1 protein-coding gene is annotated in these 521 nt (G+C 59.5%); it reads right to left on the minus strand.

Annotation, left to right across the window (positions count from 1 at the left end):
* On the minus strand, positions 1-521 hold a 521-nt coding region (locus AACY49_RS30330), incomplete at both ends, for a cytochrome b/b6 domain-containing protein (RefSeq protein WP_339527952.1).

A 521-nucleotide genomic window follows, 5' to 3' on the forward strand; every position in this document is an offset into this window, starting at 1 on the left:
CGCATACTTTCGACGATGGCGCCAATGACATGAAGCGCGACCGCTCCGATCAGAATATTGGCGGCTACCTCGTGCGCGGTTTCGACCCAACCGACGCCCCAGAAGCGGTCTAGCCCCATCATCCAACCTGTGGAGCCGACTATCGCCAACAACAGCATCAACACGACGATCATCGCCGCACCAGCTGGATTATGCCCGATATAGCGAGGCTCCCGACGAGCGATCATCGCGCGAAAATAGCGCAGCAGCCCGACGGGACCTGTCACGAAGCTGGCAAAACGAGCATGGCGGCGGCCGATGACACCCCACACAAGCCGGATCGCCAATGCGGTCACGACGACGTAACCGACGTAGATATGTGGCGTTTCTTCATGCTTCAGGACAGTGAGATTGGCGATAACGCCAGCTGCGACCGTCCAATGAAAGATGCGGACGATCGGATCCCAGACCTTGACCCTGCCGCTCTTTCGGGCAGGGCCATTGGTCGGCGTCCGGGGAACGACATTGCCCATCGTCAATCG

The organism is Pseudomonas sp. EL_65y_Pfl2_R96 (genome assembly GCF_963970905.1).
Taxonomy (GTDB): Bacteria; Pseudomonadota; Gammaproteobacteria; order Pseudomonadales; family Pseudomonadaceae; genus Aquipseudomonas.